Source organism: Comamonas sp. CMM03, assembly GCF_019218715.1.
Taxonomy (GTDB): domain Bacteria; phylum Pseudomonadota; class Gammaproteobacteria; order Burkholderiales; family Burkholderiaceae_C; genus Comamonas; species Comamonas terrigena.
Genome location: NZ_JAHUXB010000006.1, coordinates 1 through 23,743, shown reverse-complemented (window position 1 = coordinate 23,743; position 23,743 = coordinate 1). Strand labels below are relative to the sequence as shown.

The following is a 23,743-nucleotide window of genomic DNA, read 5'->3' as shown; positions in this document are numbered from 1 at the left end:
TCCCGCAGCCCTCTGCGGCACTCCTTGCGCTTACAGCGTCTTGCGCAGATTGGCCGGAGCGATCTTCAGCGCCTCGCGGTACTTGGCCACGGTGCGGCGGGCGCACTCGATGCCCTGCTCCTTGAGCATTTCGGCGATCTGGCTGTCCGACAGCGGCTTCTTGGCGTTCTCGGCCGAGACAAACTGCTTGATCAGCGCCCGCACCGCCGTGCTGGAGGCATTGCCACCGGTTTCCGTGCCCAGCCCGGAGCCGAAGAAATACTTGAGCTCGAAGGTGCCGTGCGGCGTGGCCATGTACTTGGCGGTGGTCACCCGGCTGATGGTGGATTCGTGCAGGCCCAGCTCGTCGGCGATGTCGCGCAGCACCAGCGGGCGCATGGCCAGCTCGCCGTGCACGAAGAAGTTTTTCTGCCGCTCCACGATGGCGCGCGACACCCGCAGGATGGTGTCAAAGCGCTGCTGCACGTTCTTGATGAACCAGCGGGCTTCCTGCAGGCGCTGCTGCAGGCCGGCATGGCCTTCGCTGCCCTTGTGGCCGCGCAGCGCACCGGCATACACATCGTGCACGCGCAGACGCGGCAGCACGTCGGGGTTGAGCTGCACGTTGAACTGGGGTGTGCCTTCGCTGGCGCGGCGGCCGGCGCGGGTGACGATCACGTCCGGCACGATGATGTTGCGCTCCACATTGACAAAGCGCCGGCCGGGCCGGGGCTCCAGCCGGGCGATCAGCGCCATGGCCATGCGGGTGCGCTCTTCGCTGCTGCCCGTGGCCTGCATCAGGCGGCGCACATCGCGCCGGGCCAGCAGGTCCAGCGGCTGGGCACAGATTGTCAGCGCCGTTTCCACCACACTGGCCTCGGCCTCACCGCGCTGCAGCAGATGGTTCAGCTGCAACTGCAGGCATTCGGCCAGCCCCTGGGCGCCCACGCCCACCGGCTCCAGGCTGTGCAGCAGCCGCAGTGCCACGGTGAAGCGGTGCACCAGTTCGTCGAGCTGTTCCGGGTCGTCCGTGCCGGCCAGGCCCTCGGCCAGGGACTGCAGCGACTCTTCGAGGTAGCCGTCGTCGTTCAGGTTCTCGATCAGGAAACGCAGCACATAGCGGTCCAGCTCGGACAGGTGCAGCGACAGCGACTGGCGCAGCAGGTGGTCGGTCAGCGATTCATGTGCACGGGCCAGATCCAGGGCGCTGACTTCGTCGCCATCGCCGCCCTGGGCGTTGCGCGCCGGGGCATCACCGCCCCATTCGCTGTCATCGGGCCGCAGTTCGCTGGTGCCGTCGCCCTCCCAGTCGGGGGCATCGTATTCCGTGCTGCCGGAGCCTTCCGCACTGTCGGCGGGCGCCTCCGCAGCCCCTGCCGTCAGCGCGCCATCGGCGGCATAGTCATCGCCCTGCACCGGCGTATCCGACTGGGACAGGCCGAAGTCTTCGCGGGGGGCGTCGTCGCTGTCGACTTCCAGAAACGGGTTGTCGTCGAGCATCTGCTCGACTTCCTGCGCCAGCTCCAGCGTGGACAGCTGCAGCAAGCGGATTGACTGCTGCAATTGCGGCGTCAGCGCCAAATGCTGCGACACCCGCAGTGACAAACCAGGCTTCAACGCGACGCTCCCTCTCTGTGATCTTGTATGTGTCGTGGCGGCGGAAGTGGCGGGCTACATCCTGAAATGTTCGCCCAGGTAGACCCGCCGGACGTCGGCGTTCTCCACAATCTCTTCCGGTGTGCCCTGCGCCAGCACATGGCCGTCGCTGATGATGAAGGCGTGGTCGCAGATGCCCAGCGTCTCGCGCACGTTGTGGTCGGTGATCAGCACCCCGATACCGCGCTCCTTGAGGAAGCCGATGATGCGCTGGATCTCGATCACCGCGATGGGGTCGATACCCGCAAACGGCTCGTCCAGCAGGATGAAGCGCGGCTGCGTGGCCAGGGCCCGGGCGATTTCCACGCGGCGGCGCTCGCCACCCGACAGCGCAATCGCCGGCGAGGAGCGCAGGTGGTCCACACGCAGTTCCTTGAGCAGATCAGTCAGGCGCCGCTCCACCTCGGCCTTGTTCAGGGGCTTGCCCTGTTCGTCCTGCTGCAGCTCCAGCACGGCGCGGACATTGTCTTCCACGCTGAGCTTGCGGAAGATGGAGGCTTCCTGCGGCAGATAGGACAGGCCCAGGCGCGAACGCTGGTGGATGGGCATGTTCGCCACCGAGTGGCCGTCGATGTAGATATCGCCGGCATCGCTGCGCACCAGGCCCACGATCATGTAGAACGAGGTGGTCTTGCCCGCGCCATTGGGGCCGAGCAAGCCCACCACTTCGCCTTTCTGCACGGCCAGGGACACGTCCTTGACCACCTTGCGGCTGCCATAGGACTTGGCCAGATGGTGCACTTCCAGGCGGCTGCTGGCGCCTGGGGCGGTCGGGGTGTCGGAAGAGCGGGTCACGGGTTGCGCAATTTCATGGTGTCCGAAGGCTTGAGCGGCTGCGCACTCGGCGCCACCGGGGCCTGCGGGGGCTGGGTCTTGGGCGCCAGCACGGCGCGCACGCGGCCACCGGAGCCGGCCGCAGCTTCCTCGCTGCCCGGCGTGGCGCGGCGGTTGCCGTCCACGGTGAACACATCGGTCAGGTTGTTGTAGGTGATGATGTTGCCGGTGATGTCGTCACTCAGCGTGGCGCCGGTGTAGCGGCGCAGCTGGCCCCGCTGGATCAGGCGCACATCGTCCTTCTTGCCGTCGTACTCGATGATTTCGCCTTCGCCTTCCACGTACTCTTCGGGTGCACCGGGCTGGGTGTCGCGCTTCTGGCGGAAGAACGCGCGCTTGCCGGGGGCCGCCCAGACCTTGCCGAACTGGTAACCCTCGGCGTCCTGGCGCACTTCCAGCTTGGCGCCGCGCAGCACGATGGTGCCCTTGGTCAGCACCACATTGCCCGTGAACGTGCTGACCTGCTGCAGCTCGTCATGGTGCAGCGCATCGGCTTCGATGTTCATGGGCTTGTTGCGATCGGCCTTTTCGGCCTGTGCCGTGCCCATGGCAGCTGCCAGGACCGTCAGCGCGAGTATCGGGAGGAGTTTGCGTGTCATGTGAGAAGGCATGAATCTTGCAGCCATTGTAGGGCACTGGTTTTCCCCAGGGCTGCCCTGTGGGCGACTCGCAAGGAAATCGACACAAAAAAGCCCGCTGGAAAGCGGGCTGTGTGCAGGGCGGTCAGGCCCTGCCGGGCGAAAGCGGGACCGCTCAGGCCTTGCGGCTCTGGTTGGCCAGGTAATCCACCACATTCAGCACGTTCTGCATGCTGCCGGCGCGGGGGCCGTCGGTGTAGAACTTGCCGGCCACGCCCATGGAAGGCACGCCCTCCACATCGTATTCCTGCTGCAGCGCCGAAGCCTTGCGCACCTGGTTGGCCACGGTGAAGGAGTTGTAGATCTCCTTGAACTTGGCCACGTTCGCGCCCTGCTTGCCCACCCATTCGAAGATGGCGTCATCGGTGGCCAGCTTGTTGCGCTCCACGTGGATGGCGTGGAACACCTTGACGTGCATGGCGTCGAAGTTGTCCATGGCCTGCAGCGTGAAATACAGCTTTTGCTGGGGCACGAAGCTGGCGTTGAAGGCCACGGGCACACGGCGCACCACCACATGGGCGGGAGCCTTCTGCTTCCAGGCGGCGAATGCCGGCTCGAAAGCGTTGCAATGCGGACAGCTGTACCAGAAGAACTCGACCACTTCCACCTTGCCGGCAGGTGCCTCGGTGGTGGCGGGCTTGGACAGTTTCACATAGTCCTTGCCTTCCTTGGGGGCGGCGGCCTGGGCATGGGCGGTCGCGGTGGCGCCCAGGGCCATGGCAGATGCGACCGAGGTGACGGCCAAGGAAAACTCACGGCGTTTCATCAAAGCTACTCCTGTTAGGGGATATTCACTGCCCAGTCAGAGCCGGGCCGTGGCAAAAAGTTCTGCCGGTCAGCGCTGCACGCGCACCAGGGCCGAATCCACCCCGGCGCCGTCGAGCTTGCCCTTGAGCTGCTCGGCGTCGTCACGCTTGCCGAATGGACCCACCCGCACCCGGAACACGGTACGGCCGTTCTGCTCGCGCTCGCTCACGCGGGCTTCCCAGCCCAGCATGGCCAGCTTGGCGCGCTGGGCATCGGCGTCGGCCTGGGTGCGGAAGGCACCCGCCTGCACAAAGTAGTCGAAACCGTCCGAACCCGAAGCGGCGGCGGCCTTGGCCTCCGACTGCTTGAGCTTCTGGTTGGCCAGGTCCCCCAGCGGGTCCGCCGAGGAGGCCTTGCCGTCAGGTTTCTTGGCGTCCTGCACCGGCGGAGTGGCCGGCGGGGTGCTGACACCCGTGGCCGGGCCACTGGTCGGTGGCGTGGTGGGCGTAGCCACCGGCGGCGCGGTGGGCGCCACGGGCTGCTGGGTCACCGGCTGCGTCTGCGTCTGGTTGGCCGGGTTCTTGCCGTACAGCGGCGAGTTCGGGTCCCAGTTCTTGTTGCGTTCGGCTTCCTTGGCCTCGGTGTCCTTGGGGGTCTTGGTCAGGAAGGGCACCGGCACTTTGGTCACATAGACCGCCACTGCCAGAGCGGCCCCCAGGCCGATGATGATGCCCAGGATCAGCCCGATCAGGGTTCCGCCACGTTGCTTGGTCTTCATAGTTTTGCGAGTCAATGCTTACATACGCTCGGGCGCGGACACGCCCAACACCGCCAGACCATTGTGCAGCACTTGTGCCGTGGCGGCGACCAGGGCCAGACGCGCCAGCTTGACCGCTTCATCGTCCACCAGGATGCGCTCGGCGTCGTAGTAGCTGTGGTAGCTGGAGGCCAGGTCGCGCAGGTAGAAGGTCACGTCGTGCGGAGCATTGCCCGCCGCGGCGGCGCTCAGCATCTCGGGGTACTTGGCCAGCAGCAGCATCAGCGCCTGGGCCTGCGGACCTTCCAGCGCGGACAGGTCCACCTTCTCGAGCGCAGGCACGCCCGCGCCGCCGGCTTCCTGCCAGGCGCGCAGCACGGACTGGATGCGGGCATGGGCGTACTGCACGTAGTACACCGGGTTGTCGTTGTTCTGGGCCACGGCCAGATCAACGTCGAAGGTGTATTCGGTGTCGGGCTTGCGCGAGAGCAGGAAGAAGCGCACCGCATCCTTGCTGGTCCACTCGATCAGATCGCGCAGCGTCACATACGAGCCGGCACGCTTGCTGATCTTCACTTCCTCGCCATTGCGCACCACGCGCACCATGGTGTGCAGCACATAGTCGGGGTAGCCCTGGGGAATGCCGACATTGGCCGCCTGCAGACCGGCGCGCACGCGGGCGATCGTGCCATGGTGGTCGGTGCCCTGGATGTTGACGACCTTGCCGTAACCGCGCTTGAACTTCTGGATGTGGTAGGCCACATCCGGCAGGAAGTAGGTGTAGGTCCCGTCGGTCTTGCGCATCACGCGGTCTTTGTCGTCACCGTAGTCGGTGGACCTGAGCCACAGTGCCCCGTCCTGCTCGTAGGTGTGACCGCTTTCGATCAGGCGCTTGACCGTGTCTTCCACATGGCCGTTCTGGTACAGGCTCGATTCGAGGTAGTACTCGTCGAACTTGAGGTTGAAGGCCTGCAGATCCTTGTCCTGCTCGTTGCGCAGATAGGCCACGGCAAAGTTGCGGATGTTGTCGTAGTCCTCGACATCGCCGTTGGCGGTGAACTCACGGTCATCGGCCTTGACGGTTTCCTTGTTCAGGAACGCCTGGGCAATGTCGGCAATGTAGTCACCGTTGTAGAAATTCTTGGCCAGCGGGTTCTCGCTGTCGGTCGGCCAGCATTCGTCACCGGGCTTGAAGCCCTTGGCGCGCAGCTGGGTGGACTTGGTCAGGGTGTCGATCTGCACGCCCGCGTCGTTGTAATAGAACTCGCGGTGCACATTCCAGCCCTGGGTGGAATACAGATTGCTGATGGCATCGCCAATCGCCGCCTGGCGGCCATGGCCCACGTGCAGCGGGCCGGTGGGGTTGGCGGAGACAAACTCGACCAGGACGTTCTCGCCACGGTCGGCCTGGAAGCCGAAGCGGGCCCCCTGCGCCAGCACTTCGCGCACGATCTCCTGCTTGGCAGCAGGCTTGAGGCGGATGTTCAGAAAGCCAGGACCGGCGATCTCGATCGCATCCACCCACTGCTGGAACGCGGGCGTGGCTTCCAGCGCGGCCTTGAGCTGTTCGCCCAGTGCGCGGGGATTGGCCTTCAGAGGCTTGGCCAGCTGCATGGCCGCCGTGCAGGCGAAGTCGCCATGGGCTGCCACCTTGGGGTTTTCAAATGCGGCGCGGGCGCCGGCGCCGGGCGAAAGTGTTTCGAGCTCGGCAGCCAGGGCTGCGAGCAAATCCTGTTTGACGGAAAGCATCGGGGGATTTTACGTGGCTGCCCATATCTTGCCGGCGGCCCGTGGCCACACCCTTGAGCCCGTGCTGCCAGCCAGGGGCCGGACAAAGGGAGCCGGGGCCCGCTGGAGCGCCCCGAAAAGCGGCATCCGCCCTTGCGCGACATACACAAACAGCTCCTCTTTTTACATTTTCACAAAACTTCGCTGACCGCCACGGGGTGCCGCCAGCGTGCCATTCCCCCGCACACCGTGGCGATGCCACTACACCACGCTAAACAAATAACAATCATTCTCATTCAAGAATAGAATCGCCGGCATGTCCCCGCCGCATCCGCCGTTCGACCCCATGCAGCAGGCCCAGCAACTGTTCGCGGGGCACCACCCCTGGCTGCTGTCCCGACTGAAGGCCCGGCTGCGCAACACGGCCGAGGCGCAGGACGTGGCGTCCGAAACCTTTTTGCGGGTGGTCGCTGCGCCGCAGCCGATGCGGATCGACGAAGCGCGCGCGTTTCTGACCACCATTGCCCAGCGCCTGCTGTTCACCTTGTGGCGGCGGCGCGAGCTGGAGCGCGCCTACCTGGAAGCCCTGGCCCAGCGCCAGGACGAACTGGCCCCCTCCCCCGAAGAGCGTGCGCTGCTGCTGGAAACCCTGGAAACCATTGCCCAGGCCTTGGAGGGCTTGCCGCTCAAGGCCCGGCAGACCTTTCTGCTCAGCCAGCTCGACGGACTGACCTACCATGCCATTGCCGAGCAGCTGGGCATTTCGCACAGCACGGTGCGCCGCCACATGACCGAAGCATTTCGCCGCATTGCCATCGCCCAGCTACAGCAGCAGGCAGGCGTCCCCCGGGCGTCCCGCCATGGCTAGCCACGCCAGTACCCCGCTGGACAGCGCCACCGAAGCCGCGATCGGCTGGCTGGTGCAGCTGCATTCCGGCGACATGGGCGCACCCGAGCGCGACCGCCTGGCGCAGTGGCTGGACGCGGACCCGCAGCACCGCACCGCCTGGGAACAGCTGCAGGTCCCGCTGCAACGGCTGCGCGTACCGCAGCCCGCCGCCGGGCGCCTGCTGAGCGACACCCTGGCCCGTGCCGAGTCCCGCACCCGCAAACGCCGCCAGGTGCTGCGCGGGGCCCTGGGCCTGGGCGGCGTGGCCGTGGGCGCCACCTGGCTGGCCGACCGCCACCAGCCCGTGGCGCAATGGAGCGCCGACCTGCGCACCGGCACCGGCGAGCGGCGCGAATTTCTGCTTCCCGATGGCAGCCGCCTCACGCTGGATGCGCGCTCGGCCGTGGACCTGGACTTCCGTCCCGGCCACCGCCGCGTCCGGCTGCGCCAGGGCGCCCTGCTGGCCGAGGCCACGCCCCAGGCCGACCTCGGCCCCGCCTTCACCGTGCACACCGTGCATGGCCAGGTCCAGGCCCTGGGCACCCGCTTTACCGTGCGCCTGCAGGACACCTCCAGCCTGGTGGGCATGCTGGAGCACAGCGTGGAAATCACCACCGCCAGCGGCCAGCAGCGCCAGCTGCACGAAGGGCACAGCGCCTGCTTCAATGCCACGGACATCGAGGATGCCGACACGCTCAGCCCCGAAGGCACGGCCGCCTGGCGGCACGGCATGCTGCAGGTGCACGACCAGCCGCTGGCCGACGTGGTGCAGGCGCTGCGCGCCTACCGCCCGGGCGTGCTGCGCATCGCGCCGCGTGCGGCGGCCCTGCAGGTCTATGGCACCTATGCACTGGACGACACCGACCGCGCCCTCACCGCGCTGGCCGAGACCCTGCCCATCACCGTGCACCGTGCGCTGGGCGGCTGGCTGGTGACGATCGAGTAAGGCCGCACGGAACAGAAACCAGGCATCCCGCGGGCTCCGGATGGGCTCCCCCGTCCGCACCCGCGGCACTGCCATGCCCCCCCAACCGGCTTCCCGCACCCTGTCCGTGCAAAAAAATGAACACTTTGCGCGGGCTGTTCGACAAGCCATGGACGCCTTCAGGTTCTGTCCTTTGTCCACCTTTGTCGAAAGCCTTTGCATGCTGCACCCCTGCCCCCTGCCGTTGCGCGCCCTGGCCGCCGCGGCCCTGGCCTGCGCCTTGAGCGCCCACGCCCAGACCGCCACCACTGCGGGCCCCGCCACCGCCACCTCCACCGCCGTCCGCAGCTATGACCTGCCGGCCCAGCCCCTGGGCAGCGCCCTGGCCCGCATCGCCGCCGACAGCGGCCAGCAGATCAGCCTGGATGCCGAACTGGTGCGCGGACGCACCGCACCGGCCGTGCGCGGCAGCTACACCGCCGAGCAGGCAGTGCGCGCCGCGCTGGCGGGCAGCGGACTGGAGCTGGTGCGCACCGGCTCCGGCAACTGGTCGCTGCGCACGCAGCCCACGCCCGCCCCACGGGCGGCAGGCGAAGCCCCCAGCCTGGGGGAAGTGCGCGTGAGCGCCGAGGCCACACGCAGCGCCACCACCGACCACACGGGCAGCTACACCGCCCGCGCCGTCACCATAGGCAAGAGCGAGCAGCCCCTCAAGGACATTCCCCAGTCGGTCAGCGTGGTGACGCGCCAGCTGATGGACGAGCAGAACGCCACCTCGGTCTACGACGCCCTGGCCAGCACCACGGGCATCACCCTGCTGCAAAGCCCGCAGGGCGGCAAATACATTTACTCGCGCGGTTTTGACATTGCCACCCTGCAGTACGACGGGGTCAATGTGCAGCGCCTGTACGGCCGCTCCAACAACTACAACGGCAGCACCGCCATTTACGATCGCGCCGAGATCCTGCGCGGCTCGGCCGGCCTGCTGCAGGGCGGTGGCGACCCCAGCGGCGCCGTCAACCTGTCGCGCAAGCGTCCGCTGAAGGAAGGCGGCGTCAGCGTCACGGCCAAGGCCGGTTCCTGGGACCGCTATGCCACCCAGATCGATAGCAGCAGCGCGCTGAATGCCGAAGGCACGCTGCGCGGCCGGGCCGTGCTGGACGTGGAGGACGAACATTCCTTCATCGACTTAGTCAACCGCCGCAACACCACCTTGTACGGCACGCTGGAATACGACCTCTCGGCCCAGACCCAGGTCAGCATCGGCGCCAGCTACGAAACCTTCAAGGGACGGCCCTTCATCTCGGGCCTGCCGCGCTACAGCGACGGCAGCGACATCCGCCTGCCGCGCTCCACCTACCTGGGCGCCAGCTGGAACCGCCAGGACAACAGCACCCAGACCATTTACGCCGACCTGTCGCACCAGTTCAACGACCAGTGGCGCGCCAAGGTCTCGGCCATCCACGTGCAGGAAGACGTCTACCTCAAGTACGCTTCCTCCCAACGCACCGTCAACCCCGCCACCGGACTGGGCGGCACCGTGGCCAACATCACCGATGCCAGCCAGACAGCCTGGGGCATCGACGCCAACCTGACCGGCGATTTCACGGCTTTCGGCCGCCAGCACGAGCTGGTGCTGGGCGCCAGCTACAACCACACCCGGGCAGACACGGACTACAGCTCCAAGACCCCGTTCACTCCCATCGATGTGTTTGCGCCCAATCCCTACCGGACCGAACCCACCGATGCCGAGATCCGCTACGCCAACACCGAAAACCGCCTGGCCACGTCCCGCCAGCTGGGCGCCTATGGTGCGCTGCGCCTGCAGCTGAGCGACCCGCTCAAGCTGGTGGTAGGCGGCCGTGCGGCCTCCTACCGGACCATCTGGGACACCACCGTCACCACGCTGGGCGTCGCCACCCCCTCGTCCACCCTGCAGGACAACAACCGCTTCATGCCGTTTGCGGGCCTGATCTACGCGGTCAACCCCAGCTGGTCGGCCTACGCCAGCTATGCCGACATCTTCAACCCCCAGTGGTCACTGGATGCGGCAGGCCAGAACCTCAAGCCCATCCAGGGTGCCACCTATGAAATCGGGTTGAAGGGTGAACTCTTCGGCGGCCGCGCCAACACGTCCTTCGCCCTGTACCGCGTGGACCAGAAAAACCGTGCCACCGAAGACCTGGCCTCGGGTGCGAACTGCCGCGACGGCTATTACTGCTACACCGACAGCGGCCGGGTGCGCAGCCAGGGTTTTGACGCCGAAATCAGCGGCGAGCTGGCACGCGGCTGGAACCTGTTTGCCGGGTATACCTTCAACCGCAACACCTACGAACGCGAGATCAACAACCAGGGACAGGACTTCAACACCTACACGCCCAAACACATGCTGCGTGCCTGGACCACCTACCAGCTGCCCGGTGCATGGAGTGCCTTCACCCTGGGCGGCGGTGTGAATGCGCAAAGCGCTTCCTACCGCAAGGTGGGCACCGTGAGCATCCAGGCCCCGGGCCGCGCGGTGTGGAGCAGCTATGTGCGCTACCAGATCAACAAGCAGTGGCAGGCTTCGCTGAACTTCAACAACATGTTCGACAAGCGCTACTACACATCGATCGGCAACCTGGTCAACAGCAGCCACTACGGCGATCCCCGCAATGTGATGCTGACCCTGCGCGGCACGTTCTGACCAGCGCCAGCACGTGCCACCGGCACCAGCCCATCCCGGCAGTGAAAAGGCCGCTTCAGAGCGGCCTTTTCAGCAGTGCCGCGCTTTCACCAGCCGCGCGCCCAGAACACAGCGATGACGGCGATCACCGGAATCAGGTGCGACTGCCACATGATCCAGCGGCGTGTGCGGCGCACGGCATCTTCCGGCGGCAGGCTGCCCTCGGCCTGCAAGGCCTTGGCCCAGCGGCGGAAGTCGATGGAAGGCTTGATGGACATCAGCGCCGCCAGCACAAACAGCGTCATCTTCAGGTGGAACAGCGGCTGGCTGACATACCAGCCCATGCCTTTGGCACCCCACAGCACCCGCGCCACGCCGGACAGCAGCAGCACCACGGCGGCAATGCCGTAGATCAGGTCCAGCCGCGCCAGGCGCCGCACCACGGCGGCATTCATCCATTCGGGACGGCACAGGGCCGCCTCGCTGCTCAGGAACACCACCAGGGTCAGGATGGCCACAATGTGAATGGCGGCCAGTACAGCTTCCAGGGTCATGGATTCACTCCCTCGCGCCAGAACTCCGGGCGCTCATAGTGCATTTTGAGGTAATCGATCCACAGCCGGACGCGCAGCGGCATGTGTTTGCGTTGAGGAAACACAACGTAAATGCCATTCGGGGGGGCGGCAAACTCCTCCAGCACCGCCACCAGCCGGCCAGCAGCGATCTCGGTCTCCACCTCCCAGGTGCTGCGCCAGGCCATGCCCCAGCCGCCCAGGCACCAGTCGTGCAGCACCTGGCCGTCGGAGCAATCCAGCGGCCCGCCGGGTTTGATGTGCACCACTTCGCTGCCGCCGCTGTCCTGCGGCATGCGAAACGCCCAGCCCCGCGTCTGCGAGGCATCGCTGGACAGCGTCAGGCAGCGGTGCTGCGCCAGCTCGCCCGGGTGGCGCGGCGTGCCGTAGCGCGCCAGGTAGGCCGGCGTGGCCACGCACAGGCGCCGGTTGTCGGCCATGCGCACGCTGACCAGGGAAGAGTCGGGCAGATCGCCCACCCGCACCGCGCAGTCATAGCCTTCCCCGGCCAGGTCCACCACGCGGTCGCTGAGGTTCAGCGAAATCGTCACCTCGGGATGCAGATCGTGAAAGCGCGGCACCAGCGGCGCCACGTGGCGGCGGCCAAAGCCGGCCGGCGCCGTGACGCGCAAATGCCCGGTGGCCTTTACGCCACCGGCCGACACGCTGGCCTCGGCGTTGGCCACATCGGACAGCAGGCGCTGGCAATCCTCCAGAAAAGCGCTGCCCTCGTGCGTGAGGCTGATGCGCCGCGTGGTACGCACCAGCAGCTTCACGCCCAGATGCTCTTCCAGCGCGTCCAGGCGACGCCCCATGATGGCGGGCGCCACCCCTTCCGCCTTGGCCGCAGCCGTCAGGCTGCCCTTGGTGGCAACGGAAACAAAGGATTCGAAGGCTTTGAGTTTGTCCATACACCCCGGTGCAGTCACAGTGCCTGCTGCAAGCCCACAGCGTGACGGCCCCTCCACGCCTTGCCATGGAATCGGCCGCTTGCGCCTGCTGTCCTTGCACGCACAGCGATCAAAACAGATATTGCTACAGCGCTGCCACCGTGGCAGAAAGGCCCGTAGCCCCACGCTGGTGCGCAGCATGCGTCACTTTTGCAAAAAAGTCATTGGTTTTGACATATTCGGTCGGTTTATTAACCGAATTATTTCTAATACAGTGTACCCAGCACCTATCCTGGTGGGCTGTTTCCGGCCCGCTTTGTTTTGTTTTCTGCCCACGAGGTTTCCATGACCCAACGCACCAACGCCCACGGCCTGCAAGTGGCCAACGAGCTGTACAACTTTGTGAACACACAAGTGCTGCCCGGCACCGGTGTGGAACAGGACGCCTTCTGGAAGGGTTTCAGCACCCTGGTGGGTGACCTGGCCCCCAAGAACGCCGCTCTGCTGGCCGAGCGTGACCGCCTGCAGACCGAGCTGGACACCTGGCACAAGGCCAACCCCGGCCCCATCGCCGACATGGCGGCCTACAAGCAGTTCCTGACGCAGATCGGCTACCTGGTCGAGTCCCCCAAGGACGCCAAGGCCACCACCGAAAACGTGGACGCCGAGCTGGCCCAGATCGCCGGACCCCAGCTGGTGGTGCCCATTCTGAACGCCCGCTACGCACTGAACGCCGCCAACGCCCGCTGGGGCAGCCTGTATGACGCGCTGTACGGCACCGATGCCATCAGCGAAGAAGGCGGCGCAGAAAAGGGCAAGGGCTACAACCCCGTGCGCGGCGCCAAGGTCATCGCCTTTGCCCGCAACTTCCTGGACCAGTCCGTGCCGCTGGCCGCTGGCTCGCATGCCGACTCCACGGCCTATGCCGTCGAAGGCGGCAAGCTGGTCGTCACCCTCAAGGACGGCAGCAAGACCGGCCTGAAGGACGCGGACAAGTTCATCGGCTTCCAGGGTGATGCCGCAGCCCCCACCTCGGTGCTGCTGAAGAACCACGGCCTGCACATCGACATCATCGTCAGCAAGTCCACCCCCATCGGCAGCTCCGACGCCGCGGGCGTGTCCGACGTGGTCGTGGAAGCCGCCGTGTCCACCATCCTGGATCTGGAAGACTCCGTGGCGGCCGTGGACGCCGAAGACAAGGTGCTGGGCTACAGCAACTGGCTGGGCATTCTGAAGGGCACGCTGACCGAATCGTTCGAAAAGGGCGGCAAGACGCTGACCCGCGGTCTGAACGGCGACCGCAGCTACACCGGCGCCAACGGCCAGCCCGTCACGCTGCATGGCCGCTCGCTGATGTTCCTGCGCAATGTGGGCCACCTGATGACCAACCCAGCCATCCTGTGGGGCGCCGAAGGCAAGGAAATCCCCGAAGGCATTCTGGACGCGGTGGTGACCACCGCCATCGCCATGCACGACCTGCAGGGCCACGGTGCCAACGGCATCCGCAACAGCCGCACCGGCAGTGTCTACATCGTCAAGCCCAAGATGCACGGCCCCGTGGAAGTGGGCTTTGCCAACGAGCTGTTCGGCCGCGTCGAACAGCTGCTGGGCCTGAAGGCCAACACCGTGAAGCTGGGCATCATGGACGAGGAGCGCCGCACCTCCGTCAACCTGAAGGCGTCCATCGCCGCCGCCCCCGCCCGCGTGGCCTTCATCAACACCGGCTTCCTGGACCGCACCGGCGACGAGATGCACACCGCCATGCAAGCCGGTCCCATGGTGCGCAAGGGCGACATGAAGTCCTCCGCCTGGCTGGCCGCCTATGAGCGCAACAACGTGCTGGTGGGCCTGACCATGGGTCTGCGTGGCCGCGCCCAGATCGGCAAGGGCATGTGGGCCATGCCCGACCTGATGAAGGCCATGCTGGAGCAGAAGATCGGCCACCCCAAGGCCGGCGCCAACACCGCCTGGGTGCCGTCGCCCACCGGCGCCACGCTGCACGCCCTGCACTACCACCAGGTGAGCGTGGCCGACGTGCAGAAGGAACTGGAAAAGACCAGTGCCGACACCGAGCGCGACAACATCCTGGCCGATCTGCTGCAAATCCCCGTGGCCAAGGACCCCAAGTGGACCGACGCCGAAAAGCAGCAGGAGCTGGACAACAACGTGCAAGGCATCCTGGGCTATGTGGTGCGCTGGGTCGACGCCGGCGTGGGCTGCTCCAAGGTGCCCGACATCCACAACGTGGGCCTGATGGAAGACCGTGCCACGCTGCGCATCTCCAGCCAGCACATCGCCAACTGGCTGCTGCACGGCGTGGTGACCGAGCAGCAGGTGCGTGACACCTTTGCCCGCATGGCCAAGGTGGTGGACGGCCAGAACGCCGGCGACGCCAGCTACAAGAGCCTGGCCGCCAACCCCGGCGGCGCCGCTTTCCAGGCGGCCCTGGACCTGGTGTTCAAGGGCGTGCAACAGCCTTCCGGCTACACCGAACCCCTGCTGCACGCCTGGCGTCTGAAGGTCAAGGCCGGCGCATAAGGACTTCCCCCGGCGGCAGCGCGCATTCGCCACTGCCGTATGACATGGCGCAAAAGCGGCACCTTCGGGTGCCGCTTTTTTGCGTTCTGCGTACATCTTGTCAGCCAGTTAGAAGTATCTTGCTGTTACATACGCGCAGAATTCATTTCTTTCATTCCTGCACGATCACATGCGCTCTTTCCAACTGACTTTCCTGGCCGCTGTCGTGGCCACGCCGCTGGTGCTGACCGGCTGCGCAACCGAAACCTCCCAGGCCGTGGCCGCCACCCAGACCCAGAGCGCCACCCGCAGCTACCACGGCCCGCGCAGCCCGATTGCCGTGGGCAAGTTCGACAACCGCTCCAGCTACCTGCGTGGTGCGTTTTCTGACGGTGCGGACCGGCTGGGCAGCCAGGCCAAAACCATTCTGATGGCCCATCTGCAGCAAACCAACCGCTTCAATGTGCTGGACCGGGACAACATGGCCGAGATCAAGCAGGAAGCTGCCATCCAGGGCGCTACCCAGCAGCTCAAGGGCGCAGACTATGTGGTCACCGGTGACATCTCCGAATTTGGCCGCAAGGAAGTCGGCGACAAACAACTGTTCGGTGTGCTGGGCCGCGGCAAGACCCAGACGGCCTACGCCAAGGTCACACTGAACATTGTCAACATCCGCACCTCGGAAGTGGTGCGCTCCGTGCAAGGCGCGGGCGAATACCAGCTCTCCAACCGCGAAATCATCGGCTTCGGCGGTACCGCCAGCTATGACTCCACCCTCAACGGCAAGGTGCTGGATCTGGCCATCCGCGAAGCCGTGGACCGTCTGGGCGAAGCCGTGGATGGCGGCGCACTGCCCGCCCTCTCGGCGCAGCGTTGAAGGAGCACGCCATGAAGATCTCTTCGGCCATCCGTACCGGCAGCGCCCTGGCCCTGACTGCATTGTTGGTAGGCTGCGTGTCCGCTCCCAAGCCACTCTACAGCTGGAACGGCTACCAGACACAGGTTTACAGCTACCTCAAGAGCGATGGGCCGGCACAGGAAGAGCAGATCCTGGAGCTGGAAAAAGGCGTGCAGCAAACCGCCGGCAAGGATGCACACCTGCCCCCCGGCTACCAGGCCCACCTTGGTCTGCTGTACCTGAACACCGGCCGCACCGACCAGGCCCTGGCCGCCTGGGAACAGGAGAAACAGCAGTTTCCCGAGTCGGCTCCCTACATCAACTACCTGGTCAGCAACCTGAAGAAGAACGGCAACTGATATGCGCTTCCCCCGGATTTCCCGCGCCCTCCAATGGGGTGCCCTGCTGGCCACCAGCGCCTGGCTGGCCGGCTGTGTCACAGCACCCACCAAGGACTACAGCGCCTACCGCGCCGCCAAGCCTGCCTCCATTCTGGTGCTCCCACCGGTCAACGATGCCCCCGAAGTCCAGGCCAGCGCCAGCGTGCTGTCACAGGCCACCCTGCCTTTGGCCGAGGCCGGCTACTACGTGATGCCCGTCACGCTGGTGAGTGAAACCTTCCGCCAAAACGGTCTGGAAATTGCCGGTGACATCCACGAAGTGCCGACGCCCAAGCTCAAGGAGATCTTCGGCGCCGATGCCGCGCTGTACATCCGCGTGACCAAGTACGGCACCACCTACCAGGTAATCCAGAGTGCCACGGTGGTCAGCGTCGAGGCCCGCCTCGTCGACCTGCGCACCGGCGAGCAACTGTGGGACGGTCGTGCATCCGCCTCCAACCAAGAGGGAGGCAACAACTCCGGTGGCGGCCTGATCGGCATGCTGGTGACGGCCCTGGTCAACCAGATCATCAACTCCGCCACCGATGCGGCCCACCCCATGGCGGGAGTGGCCACCAATCGCCTGCTCGCGGTGGGTACACCCAACGGTCTGCTGTACGGCCCGCGCTCACCGCAGTACGGCAAAAACTGAACCCGCGCAGCGCAAAGCCAAGGCCCTTCGGGGCCTTTTTTCATGGCTGCCCGACTGGCATGCCTTGCGCACGCGGGGCCGCTGGTCTGCCCTATCCTCGCGGCCAACCCGACCGGCGCGCGTGCTGAGCACCAGCCCTAGGCCGGCCCCCACATCGGCCGCATTGCCAGCATCAGGCGGTACAGGGCCTGGGCCGCCACCGACAGGCTGCGTTCGCGCCGGCGCACCAGGTAGATCTGGCGCTCCATCCCGGGCAGCGGCAAGGGCTGGGTGCACAGGCCCGGTTTGTCAAAGTGGAACAGCGACAGCGCCGGCACCACGCTGATGCCCAGACCCGCCTGCACCAGCCCCATCACCGTGGCCAGTTGCTCCACCTCCACCAGGGTGCGCAGGGTTTGCGGAAACAGCGCGGCATCCAGGTACTGGCGCACGCTGCTGTGCCGGGCCAGGTGCACAAAAGGCCAGGGCTGCAGATCGCCCACACGGATCTGCGCCTGGGCGGCCAGCGGGTGGTCGGTACGGCACACCAAATGAAAGTCGTCGCGGCAAAACGGCTCGGCCTGCAGCTCGGGCGTATCGACGCGGATGGCGGCCAGGGCAAAGTCGGCATCGCCCTGGGCCACGGCGGCAATGCAGGGCTCGGACAGCACATCGTGCACCGCCAGCTCCACCCCCGGGTGCCGGGCCATGAACTGCGCCAGCACCTGCGGCAGCCACCCCGCTGCCAGCGACGGCAGCAGCGCCACTGCCACATGGCCGCGCGCCAGCTGGGCGGTGTCGCGCATGGCGCGGGCGCAGTCGTCCAGCTCGGCCGCGATGCGCTGGGCCGACAACAAAAAGCGCTCACCCTCCTGCGTCAGCAGCACGTGGCGCGTGCTGCGGTCGAACAGGCGCAGGCCCACGCTGTCCTCCAGCGCCTTGATCAGGGCGCTGAACGCAGGCTGCGACAGGTGGCAGCGCGCGGCGGCGCGGGTGAAGTTCTTCACCTCGGCCAGCGCCAGAAAGGCCTGGATGTCCCGCGCCGAAAGATTCATCTGCATTCCAAATCAATTCATCTCAACTATCTATTTCACAGCTTAGATGCCGCTTCCTATAGTGGTCTACAGGAGATTCCATGACACCCGCTACGCCCCCTCCCGCCCCCCTGCTGATTGGCTGCGCCGCCGGCTTCTCGGGCGATCGCATCGATGCCGCCGGTCCCGTGGTGCAAGAGCTGATCCGCCAGCAGCAACCGGCGGTGCTGATTTTTGAGACCCTGGCCGAGCGCACGCTGGCACTGGCCCAACTGGCCCGCCGCAGCAACCCGGAAGCCGGCTTTGAGCCGCTGATGCCCGAATTCCTGCGCCCCGTGCTGGCCGACTGCCTGCAGCACGGCATCCGCATCGTCAGCAACTTCGGCGCGGCCAACCCGCCCGCCGCGGCCCGTGCCATCCAGCGCCTGGCGCAGGAGCTTGGCATCCGCGCGCCGCGCATTGCGGTGGTGCACGGCGATGACCTGAGCGCGACCGCACACCGCCCGCTGTTGACCGCCGCCCTGGCCGAGCGCATGCCCGCACACGAGCTGGTCAGCGCCAATGCCTACATCGGCGCACAGCCCATTGCGGCAGCGCTGCAGGCCGGGGCCGAGATCGTGGTCTGCGGGCGGGTGTCCGACCCCTCCCTGGTAGTGGGCCCCGTCATGGCCCACTACGGCTGGGCCTGGGACGACTGGGACCGCCTGGGCCGCGCCACCATGGTGGGCCACCTGCTGGAATGCGGCACGCAAGTGACCGGCGGCTACTTTGCCGACCCCGGCTACAAGGACGTTCCGGGCATGGACCGCCTGGGCTACCCGATTGCCGAGGTGGATGCCGAGGGACACTGCACACTCTTCAAGCCGCAGGGCACCGGCGGCTGCATCACCACCGCCACCGTCAAGGAACAGCTGCTGTACGAAATCCACGACCCGGCACAGTACCTGACCCCCGATGTGGTGGCCGACATCAGCGCCGCTGAAGTCATTGCCGTCGGCCCGGATCGGGTGCGCCTGCAGGGGGTGCAAGGCCATGCCCGCCCCGAGACGCTCAAGGTCAATGTCTGCTACGCCACCGGCTGGTTTGCCGAGGCCGAAATCTCCTACGCCGGCCCCCGCGCCGCGGAGCGTGCGCGCCTGGCAGGACAGACCATCCAGCAGCGCCTGGGCCATATCGCCCCCCTGCGCACCGACCTGATTGGCGTGACCAGCGTGTGGGGGGACGACCGCAGCCGCTGGCTGGAAGGCGCCGACCTGCAGCAGGCCAGCCAGGATGTGCGCCTGCGCATGGCCTGGCAGCATGCCGACCACGCTGCCGCCCTGTGCCTGCCGCGCGAAGTGAATGCCCTGTACTGCTGCGGCCCGGCCGGCGGCGGTGGCGTGCGCACCCATATGCGCCAGCGGCTGGGGCTGACCTCGTGCTACATCGCCCAGCAGCACATTCCCACCGGCTTTACCTGGGCCGCCCCTTTGACCACCACGGAGCTGTCGCATGCCTGAGCCCACCACCACCCTGCCGCTGTACCGGCTGGCCCATGGCCGCACGGGCGACAAAGGCAACCGCTCCAACATCAGTGTGATCGCCTACCACCCCGCGCTGTGGGAACTGGTCCACACCCAGGTCACGGCAGACGCCGTGCGTAGCTTGTTTGCCGACCGCCAGCCGGGCCAGGTCACCCGCCATGTGCTGCCCCGGCTGCAGGCCATGAACCTGGTGCTGGACGATGTGCTGGACGGGGGCGTGAACGATGCCCTCAACCTCGACAGCCACGGCAAGACCCTGTGCTTTCGCGTGCTGCAAATGCCCATTGCCGTGCCCACCGCGCTGCTGCCCCAGTTGCAGCCGCATCTGGCCGGCCCCCCTACAGACGCCTAGGCGGCAGCAGACCGCCAACGTACTGCTTTCATAACCATACCAAGGAGACACACCATGCCGACACTGCCCCATCCCGCCCACCTGGCCCGCCTCGCTCGCCGCACCCTGCTGGCCAGTATCGCTCTGGCCCTGGCCCCCAGCGCCTTTGCCCAAGGCGCCTACCCCAACAAGCCCATCACCCTGCTGGTGCCGTTTGCCGCCGGCAGTGCCACCGACCAGCTGGCCCGCGCCCTGGGGCAGTCCATCACCGACCAGACCAAGCAGCCCGTGGTGGTGGAAAACAAGGGAGGGGCCAGCGGCATGATTGCCGCGCAGGCTGCCGCCAAGGCCGCTCCGGACGGTTACACCGTGCTGATCACCACCAACACCACGCATGCGGCCAATGAACACCTGTACAAAAAGCTGTCCTACGACCCCGTCAAGGACTTTGCCCCGCTGGGCGGCTTGGGCAAAGGCGGGCAGGTGCTGGTGGTGCCCGCCAATGCACCCTACAAGAGCGTGGGCGAGCTGGTGGCCTTTGCCAAGGCCAACCCCGGCAAGCTGAGCTTTGGCAGCGGCAGCTCGTCCAGCCGCATCGCGGGGGAGATGCTCAAGCAACTGGCGGGCGTGGACATCCTGCATGTGCCCTACAAGAGCAACCCGCTGGCCATCACCGACCTGCTGGGTGGACAGATCAATCTGATGATCACCGACGTCTCCACCGGCGTGCCGCAGATCAAGGCCGGCAAGCTGCGCGCCCTGGGCTACTCCACCCCCAAGCGCAGCACCCAGCTGCCCGATGTGCCCACCATTGCCGAAGCCGGCGTCAAAGGCTACGACATGGGCTACTGGTTTGCCGCCTACGCCCCCGCCCATACGCCGGCCCCCGTGGTGGCCAGACTCAACCAGTTGCTGACCACCGCCGTGGGCAGCGCTGCGGCCAAATCGTTCTTCGAGATGTCGGGTTCCGAGCCCTGGACCACCACCCCGCAAGAGCTGGCACAGTTCCAGGCGGCAGAAACCCAGAAATGGGGCCAGGTGATCAAGGCCGCGGGCATCACACCCGAATGAGGGCCTTGCCTCCGGGAAGCCAGGCGACCGCCGTGCTTTCCGGGTGCCATATGGCGCCATCCACTGCCAGGCCCTGCGGGGCCTTTTTTTCTGGGGAGTAGGCAGGGGAATGCCCGTGGCTTCCGCTACCATGCGCCCATGCAGTTGAAAACCATTCTCATTAACAAGCTTGCACACGCCACCTTGGCAGCAGCGGTGCTGGCACTGGCCGGCTGTGGCGCACTGCGCTCGCCCCCTCCATCCTCCCTGGCCGCAGACGCCCTGGATGCCCCGGCCTGGCTGCAGCATCTGGAACGTTTCGACCGTGCCCAGCCCCTGCCCGCCATCCTACTGCTGGGCGAACAGCACGATGCCCCTGCCCACCAACAATGGGAACGCGACACCATCCAGACCCTGGCGCGTGACGGCCGCCTGGCGGCCGTGGTGCTGGAGATGGCGCATGCCGGCACGGACAGCCGTGCGCTGGACCGCAACCCCAGCGAAAACGATGTCCAGGCCGCGCTGCAGTGGAATGCCGCCGGCTGGCCCTGGGAACGCTACGCCTCCGTGGTGATGGCTGCCGTGCAGGCCGGCGTGCCGGTCTATGGCGGCAATCTGCCGCGCAGCGCCATGCGCAGCGTGATGCAGCAAGCCCACTGGGACCAGCACCTGCCCTCTGAAGCCTGGGAACGCCAGCGCGATGCCATCCGCATCGGCCACTGCGGCCTGCTGCCTGAGACCCAGCTCACGCCCATGGCCCGCATCCAGCTGGCCAAGGACGAGCGCATGGCCCAGACCGCCAAGGCGCTGCTCCAGCCCGGCAAGACCGTGCTGATCGTGGCCGGGCGCGGCCATGTGCTGCGGGAGGTGGGGATCCCCACCTGGTTGCCGGCCCACATCACCACCGGTGTGGCCGTGGCCCAGGCCCAAGGCGCCGAGCCCACGCGGGTCAGCGACCGCGACTGGCTGGTTCACACCCCGGCCATCCCCGCCGAAGACCATTGCGCCGCACTGCGCGCGCAGTGGAAAGACGGGGCCCCAGGCGCAAACCGGCCCGCCGCGAAACAGCCATGACGGCGGGTGCGCATCGCACCGGCGCACACGACGGGCACGCTTGGCACCAGCGGCTATAGAGAAGAGCCCGCCTCAGCTGGCAAATGCCGCCAGTACCTGCAGCACCGCCTCCACCGCCGGGTTGGGCACGAGCAGCCGACGGTGGGCCACCGCCATGGGCCGCAGCAGCGGCGGGTGCAGCGGGCGAATGTCCACACCCGGCGCATGGCGCTGGTCCTCCACCTCTTCCAGCGGGAGCAGGGCCGCACTCTGGCTGGCGGCGGCCAGGCTTTTGAGGGCACCGGGGTAGGTCAGCGTCAGAAACGGACGTGGATGGTGGCCGGCCTGGCCAAACCAGGCAGAAATCAGCCCATGCATCTGGGTGGCAGGCGCAAACGAGGCCCAGCGGCGCTCGGCCAGCCAATCCGGCGTGATCTGCGCCGGTGCATTCCAGGCCGAAGGCAGCAAAGCCACCATGGCGTCGGTGCGCCAGGGCGTGAGCACAATGTCGGCCGCCGCAGGCTGGGGACCGGCCACCACGGCAATATCCAGCGTGCCGGCCTGCAGGCGCAGTATGGCGTCGGCGGAACACTCGGCTTCCAACCGAACTTCCACGCCCGGGCTGCGCTGGCCCAGGGTTTCCAGCATCAAGGGCAGCAGCCGGGTGCTGACGCCAGCCGACACGCCCACACGCACCAGCCCTTCACGCCCGCTGGCACGGCGCTGCACCAGGTCAATCAGATCGTCACTGGCCGCCAACAGCTTGCGGCCTTGTTCCACCAGGGCCGCACCGGCCGGTGTCAGCTCGGCCTGCCGGCGCCCGCGCAGCAACAGCACGGCATCCAGCCGGGACTCCAGCTCCTTGATGTGCAGGCTCACCGTCGGCGGCGCCAGATGCAGTGCCTGTGCGGCGGCGGCGAAAGTGCCCAGATCGGCAATGGCGATCAGGGTCTGCAACTGGTCGAGGTTGAGGTTACGCATCAGAATTTCTGCAGCAATGCTTCATAGAATTCAACTTTACGGATGGTAGTGCGGAATGGAACATCGCGTCCATGCCCCACGAACCTCCACCCACCACCGTTGTCTGTCCCCCCCTCCCAGAGCCGGTTGTTGCACCACCCGAGACCCGCCGCCACATGGTGGGCTGTCTGCAGCACTGTGCCCGCACTGCAGGGGTACGTATCCTGGACGCACTGCGGCGTGCTGAAAAGCACATCATCGAGAATTTTCGGTTACCACCCCATGGTGGCTGAGGGGCAGGCTGCAACGCCAGATCGGCAGCTCCCACCGGCCTTGGTAACGCAAGAATCTGCTTGGGCGAGCCGCAGCTACTGCGGCGGTGCTGGCACCCGCACGCCATACCCCCGCGCACCCTGGCCATGGCTGGCCGCCCTACACTGCACAGCATGGCGTTCTCTGCACCTTCCTCTGCCGCTTCCACCAGCGTGGACCCGCTGCGCTGCCCCCTGTGCGGCCAGAGCAACCAGTGCGCCATCACCGCTGGTCTGGCACCGGAAAGCTGTTGGTGCATGGGCGCCGATATCGCTCCCGACGCGCTGGCCGCCATCCCCGAAGCCCAGCGCCGCCAGTCCTGCCTGTGCCCGCGTTGCGCTGCAGGGCAGTTCCTGGGGACAGTCCCCGTGACCACGGCACCGCGCAGCTGAGCAGAAAGCCGCCGTGTTCCGTCCCGGGGACCTGTGTCCAGGGCCTGGCCAGGATGCCTGCGGCCGCCCGCGTTGCCCAAAAGGTGGCCACTGCACTCTCCATCGGAGCCTCCAGCCATTCCTCAGCCCCATCAATAAAAAAGAGCACGCGCAGCGTGCTCTTTTTTATGGGGTTGTCTGTCTGCAGATAAAAGACGGTGGATTGAATAATGGAGAGGCCTTGGCTGGGCCACATGCATTTCTGCACCGCCAAAGACAAAACCCCCAGCCTCTTGCGAGAGCTGGGGGTGTTGCGCTGTAAGAGCCTGACGATGACCTACTTTCACACGGGAACCCGCACTATCATCGGCGCAAATTCGTTTCACTGTCCTGTTCGGGATGG

At 66.5% G+C, this 23,743-nt stretch carries 23 protein-coding genes; 12 read left to right on the top strand and 11 right to left on the bottom strand.

The features are described 5' to 3' along the window. Positions 1 to 30 precede the first annotated feature (30 nt). From KW830_RS18935 to argS, 6 genes are all read right to left on the bottom strand, one after another. Positions 31 to 1,596, bottom strand: a complete 1,566-nt coding sequence (locus KW830_RS18935; RefSeq protein ID WP_218334071.1) for an RNA polymerase factor sigma-54 — start codon at positions 1,594 to 1,596, stop codon at positions 31 to 33. A gap of 54 nt (positions 1,597 to 1,650) precedes the next feature. Then, entirely contained in the window at positions 1,651 to 2,430 is a 780-nt protein-coding gene (gene lptB, locus KW830_RS18930; protein WP_218334070.1) for an LPS export ABC transporter ATP-binding protein, read from the bottom strand. Further along, on the bottom strand, positions 2,427 to 3,068 hold the full coding sequence (gene lptA, locus KW830_RS18925; protein WP_218334069.1) for a lipopolysaccharide transport periplasmic protein LptA: 642 nt from the start codon (positions 3,066 to 3,068) through the stop codon (positions 2,427 to 2,429). Before lptA ends, lptB begins: the two co-directional genes overlap by 4 nt. Positions 3,069 to 3,222: 154 nt before the next feature. Next, positions 3,223 to 3,873: a thiol:disulfide interchange protein DsbA/DsbL gene (locus KW830_RS18920; RefSeq protein WP_066541485.1), complete on the bottom strand. Its 651-nt coding sequence runs from the start codon at positions 3,871 to 3,873 to the stop codon at positions 3,223 to 3,225. Between the two features lie 69 nt (positions 3,874 to 3,942). Next, the gene (locus KW830_RS18915; protein WP_218334068.1) at positions 3,943 to 4,632 is read right to left on the bottom strand and encodes an SPOR domain-containing protein; all 690 of its coding nucleotides are present in this window, start codon (positions 4,630 to 4,632) and stop codon (positions 3,943 to 3,945) included. Positions 4,633 to 4,650: 18 nt separating this feature from the next. After that, positions 4,651 to 6,360, bottom strand: coding sequence for an arginine--tRNA ligase (argS, locus tag KW830_RS18910; protein WP_218334067.1), 1,710 nt, complete (start codon positions 6,358 to 6,360; stop codon positions 4,651 to 4,653). A 295-nt stretch (positions 6,361 to 6,655) separates the two neighbouring features. On the opposite strand from argS, the gene KW830_RS18905 reads away from it, so the two are divergent. The 3 genes from KW830_RS18905 to KW830_RS18895 all read left to right on the top strand — a co-directional run bounded on the left by KW830_RS18905 (position 6,656) and on the right by KW830_RS18895 (position 10,839). Then, entirely contained in the window at positions 6,656 to 7,207 is a 552-nt protein-coding gene (locus KW830_RS18905; RefSeq protein WP_255578857.1) for a sigma-70 family RNA polymerase sigma factor, read from the top strand. Further along, on the top strand, positions 7,200 to 8,174 hold the full coding sequence (locus KW830_RS18900) for a FecR domain-containing protein (RefSeq protein WP_066541491.1): 975 nt from the start codon (positions 7,200 to 7,202) through the stop codon (positions 8,172 to 8,174). Before KW830_RS18905 ends, KW830_RS18900 begins: the two co-directional genes overlap by 8 nt. Before the next feature lie 199 nt (positions 8,175 to 8,373). Continuing rightward, the gene (locus KW830_RS18895) at positions 8,374 to 10,839 is read left to right on the top strand and encodes a TonB-dependent receptor (protein ID WP_218334066.1); all 2,466 of its coding nucleotides are present in this window, start codon (positions 8,374 to 8,376) and stop codon (positions 10,837 to 10,839) included. 86 nt (positions 10,840 to 10,925) lie between these two features. On the opposite strand, the gene KW830_RS18890 is transcribed toward KW830_RS18895, so the two are convergent. Together KW830_RS18890 and KW830_RS18885 are read right to left on the bottom strand one after the other, a co-directional pair. After that, entirely contained in the window at positions 10,926 to 11,372 is a 447-nt protein-coding gene (locus tag KW830_RS18890; RefSeq protein WP_066541492.1) for a DUF2214 family protein, read from the bottom strand. Further along, positions 11,369 to 12,301: a LysR family transcriptional regulator gene (locus KW830_RS18885; RefSeq protein ID WP_066541493.1), complete on the bottom strand. Its 933-nt coding sequence runs from the start codon at positions 12,299 to 12,301 to the stop codon at positions 11,369 to 11,371. Before KW830_RS18885 ends, KW830_RS18890 begins: the two co-directional genes overlap by 4 nt. A 324-nt stretch (positions 12,302 to 12,625) precedes the next feature. Between KW830_RS18885 and KW830_RS18880 the strand changes: the two genes are divergently transcribed. The 4 genes from KW830_RS18880 (at position 12,626) to KW830_RS18865 (ending at position 16,727) form a co-directional block, all read left to right on the top strand. Then, positions 12,626 to 14,818 carry a malate synthase G gene (locus tag KW830_RS18880; RefSeq protein ID WP_218334065.1) on the top strand — a complete coding sequence of 731 codons (2,193 nt, stop codon included), beginning with the start codon at positions 12,626 to 12,628 and terminating at the stop codon, positions 14,816 to 14,818. A 169-nt stretch (positions 14,819 to 14,987) separates the two neighbouring features. Then, positions 14,988 to 15,674 (top strand): CsgG/HfaB family protein, encoded by a 687-nt coding sequence (locus KW830_RS18875; RefSeq protein ID WP_218334064.1) that lies wholly within the window; start codon positions 14,988 to 14,990, stop codon positions 15,672 to 15,674. 11 nt (positions 15,675 to 15,685) lie between these two features. Next, positions 15,686 to 16,054, top strand: a complete 369-nt coding sequence (locus tag KW830_RS18870; protein ID WP_066541589.1) for a DUF4810 domain-containing protein — start codon at positions 15,686 to 15,688, stop codon at positions 16,052 to 16,054. A gap of 1 nt (position 16,055) precedes the next feature. Beyond that, positions 16,056 to 16,727 carry a DUF799 domain-containing protein gene (locus tag KW830_RS18865; protein WP_218334063.1) on the top strand — a complete coding sequence of 224 codons (672 nt, stop codon included), beginning with the start codon at positions 16,056 to 16,058 and terminating at the stop codon, positions 16,725 to 16,727. A 137-nt stretch (positions 16,728 to 16,864) separates the two neighbouring features. Here the strand turns inward: KW830_RS18865 and KW830_RS18860 are convergent, their stop codons facing one another. Continuing rightward, a complete protein-coding gene (locus KW830_RS18860) occupies positions 16,865 to 17,761 on the bottom strand; it encodes a LysR family transcriptional regulator (RefSeq protein WP_218334247.1) in 897 nt (298 codons plus the stop codon). 80 nt (positions 17,762 to 17,841) lie between these two features. Here KW830_RS18860 and KW830_RS18855 point away from each other — a divergent pair, with 80 nt between their 5' ends. The 4 genes from KW830_RS18855 (at position 17,842) to KW830_RS18840 (ending at position 21,718) form a co-directional block, all read left to right on the top strand. Further along, entirely contained in the window at positions 17,842 to 19,239 is a 1,398-nt protein-coding gene (locus tag KW830_RS18855; RefSeq protein WP_218334062.1) for an acyclic terpene utilization AtuA family protein, read from the top strand. Beyond that, complete coding sequence (locus KW830_RS18850; RefSeq protein WP_066541497.1) at positions 19,232 to 19,615, top strand: hypothetical protein; 384 nt, start codon at positions 19,232 to 19,234, stop codon at positions 19,613 to 19,615. Before KW830_RS18855 ends, KW830_RS18850 begins: the two co-directional genes overlap by 8 nt. Before the next feature lie 54 nt (positions 19,616 to 19,669). Beyond that, positions 19,670 to 20,665, top strand: coding sequence for a tripartite tricarboxylate transporter substrate binding protein (locus KW830_RS18845; protein WP_066541498.1), 996 nt, complete (start codon positions 19,670 to 19,672; stop codon positions 20,663 to 20,665). 138 nt (positions 20,666 to 20,803) lie between these two features. Beyond that, on the top strand, positions 20,804 to 21,718 hold the full coding sequence (locus KW830_RS18840; RefSeq protein ID WP_218334061.1) for a ChaN family lipoprotein: 915 nt from the start codon (positions 20,804 to 20,806) through the stop codon (positions 21,716 to 21,718). A 72-nt stretch (positions 21,719 to 21,790) separates the two neighbouring features. Here the strand turns inward: KW830_RS18840 and KW830_RS18835 are convergent, their stop codons facing one another. Beyond that, positions 21,791 to 22,678 (bottom strand): LysR family transcriptional regulator, encoded by an 888-nt coding sequence (locus tag KW830_RS18835; protein WP_218334060.1) that lies wholly within the window; start codon positions 22,676 to 22,678, stop codon positions 21,791 to 21,793. A gap of 425 nt (positions 22,679 to 23,103) precedes the next feature. On the opposite strand from KW830_RS18835, the gene KW830_RS18830 reads away from it, so the two are divergent. Then, on the top strand, positions 23,104 to 23,361 hold the full coding sequence (locus KW830_RS18830; protein ID WP_218334059.1) for a cysteine-rich CWC family protein: 258 nt from the start codon (positions 23,104 to 23,106) through the stop codon (positions 23,359 to 23,361). Between the two features lie 131 nt (positions 23,362 to 23,492). On the opposite strand, the gene KW830_RS18825 is transcribed toward KW830_RS18830, so the two are convergent. Further along, the coding region (locus KW830_RS18825; protein WP_218334058.1) for a hypothetical protein at positions 23,493 to 23,743 on the bottom strand (251 nt) is incomplete at its 5' end.